This window comes from Pseudomonas sp. FSL R10-2189 (assembly GCF_009600325.1).
In the GTDB taxonomy this organism is placed as follows: Bacteria; Pseudomonadota; Gammaproteobacteria; order Pseudomonadales; family Pseudomonadaceae; genus Aquipseudomonas; species Aquipseudomonas helleri.
The window spans coordinates 1-1,910 of the sequence record NZ_WIVZ01000083.1 but is presented as its reverse complement, the minus strand read 5'-3'; the positions used below and the strand labels follow the sequence as shown (position 1 = coordinate 1,910).

Annotated in this window: 2 protein-coding genes; both read left to right on the top strand. The window is 60.7% G+C overall.

The window, feature by feature from the left end; translation table 11 throughout:
- Nucleotides 1-91: 91 nt before the first annotated feature.
- Nucleotides 92-1,030, top strand: coding sequence for a hypothetical protein (locus tag GHO32_RS25915; protein WP_153338433.1), 939 nt, complete (start codon nt 92-94; stop codon nt 1,028-1,030).
- Nucleotides 1,027-1,910: T6SS effector BTH_I2691 family protein (locus tag GHO32_RS25910; protein ID WP_306106481.1), on the top strand; the 884-nt coding region annotated here is incomplete at its 3' end. The genes GHO32_RS25915 and GHO32_RS25910, both read left to right, overlap by 4 nt.

Genomic DNA, 1,910 nt, shown 5'->3' with positions numbered 1-1,910 from the left:
GCCCGGTGACGGCCAAAGCAGCGGGTGAAGGTAATGCCCTGGCGCTGACGTTGCTGCCCGATACAGGCCAGACCTGCGTGGAGAAAAACCGATGACCCCAGCCACTGTTCAGGCATTCGTCGCGCAACACCATGCGCCCGACGACACGCTGTACTTGCTGCTCGATCTGTCGGCCGACTGCGCCTCGGACGACCCGTTGCACATTGAGGCGTTGCATCAAACCCTCGGCCGGGAAGCCATTACGCCCCTGCTGCGTCCCGATTTGATGCATACGCCATTAGCTTGCCCCGTGCTCGTGACTCTGGCCGAGCCGGGCAGGTCGCCCTCACAACAGCTGTTGGCACTCTCGGCTCTGCGCGCAAAAGAAGATTTTTTCCGCCACAAACGCTATGTGTGTGGCTGGCTCAGCAGTGGCGCCAATGCACAGACCGTCAGCGCCCATGTCATCGCTCTGGGCCAACTGACGCAGGGGCAGACACGCACGTATTTCCCGGTGCATGAACCCCTTCGCCTGGAGTTGCTCGTCGCCACTTACCGTCGTAATGAACCGGGGCCGTGGTGGCCAGTTCGACACTGGCTGCTGCCCACTAGCAGCGGCGACAGCGGTATGCTGACAGGCATCCCCGATCAGGGTTCTGCTCCCGACGAGCGCGCTTACGCCATACAGCAGGATGTGCCCATGGTGTCTGCACTGCTGAGCAGTTGGCGGCGGGCGCTGCAAGTGCCACTCACCTATGCACCTGATCGCTGGAACGGCCCTACAGCACTCCCGCCGCTAGCCGCTGCAAAGGCTTACATGCAAATCCGCCAAGCCCGCACGCTGGGGCTCGCACAACAACCCGACCTCCTGACACTGGCCTTGTTCCACCTGATGCTGCACCCGCGCCTGCATGAGCATGCCGGCGTTCGCAGCGTGATCAAGCAGGCTGTCCAAGAACAGCGACCGCTCAGCACCTTGTTTGCTCTCTTCAACGACAGCGCCTGGAGGCAGGTTGTGGAGGATTTATTCTATGCCGGAGCTTGTCCATGACTTTGGGTACGCAATTCAACATCGCCATCAGCGAAACAGCCGTATTAACGGACCGTTGCAGGGCCTGTCAACGTAAGGGCCTGCCCATTCTGCCGTTGCGCCACGCCCTCGTGCCGCGCTCACGGGATGAACAAACCCGACCCGATACCGTACAAACTGATACGCGCATGGGGTTGCGCACCTTGCGTGCGGGCTACCTCTACGTGCTGCTGGATCGTTCGATCTGGCAGGCTTATCAGGTAACGCCGGACGGCTATTTGCGCCAGTTCAACCCGTACGAGCCAGCGCCCGCCAACGAGGCTGCTCTGTCCGATGCATGCGTCAGCGCCCATCACGATGGCCCGGCATCATTCCTCAACATAGACACCGACAAACACACCACCGCCTGGCTGGCCTTTGCCAGCGACCCTTGGCCTGCCAGCGTGCTGGACGGTTACAAAGCCGGTCGCGCTCCAGAGCGCTTTCAAAAGCTCGACCTCGCCAGCGCACGCGATAATCCGGCCAGCGTCGGCCTGGCCATGAACACTGAAAACCTGCAGGTGGACAAGCAGGTCTACGAGTACCAAGCGCATAAAACCGCAGCCTCATCCGCAGTCCTAACACTTAACCCTCCGGTAAAAGACTGGCGCTTCTACGAGCACTCACAACAAGCGCACACGCCGTATTTCAATAGCGTGCACGGGTTTTGCAGCCGGGCCCATCGTGTGGGCGCGCTGAAGGGCTTTGTGATTGGCGCCATCACGACCCATAAACTCCAGCAAGGCGTACTGGCCTTTGTGCTGGATGACACCATCGGTCTGGTGCAGGAATACAACGGCCTGCGTAATGGCTGGATCGAGACCCGACAGCAGTGGATGAGCGAGCCAGAGCGGGCCTACAA

Bases quoted from the DNA above. Each gene is read 5' to 3' on its own strand.
- GHO32_RS25915 (WP_153338433.1), top strand. From the start codon at position 92: ATGACCCCAGCCACTGTTCAGGCATTCGTCGCGCAACACCATGCGCCC.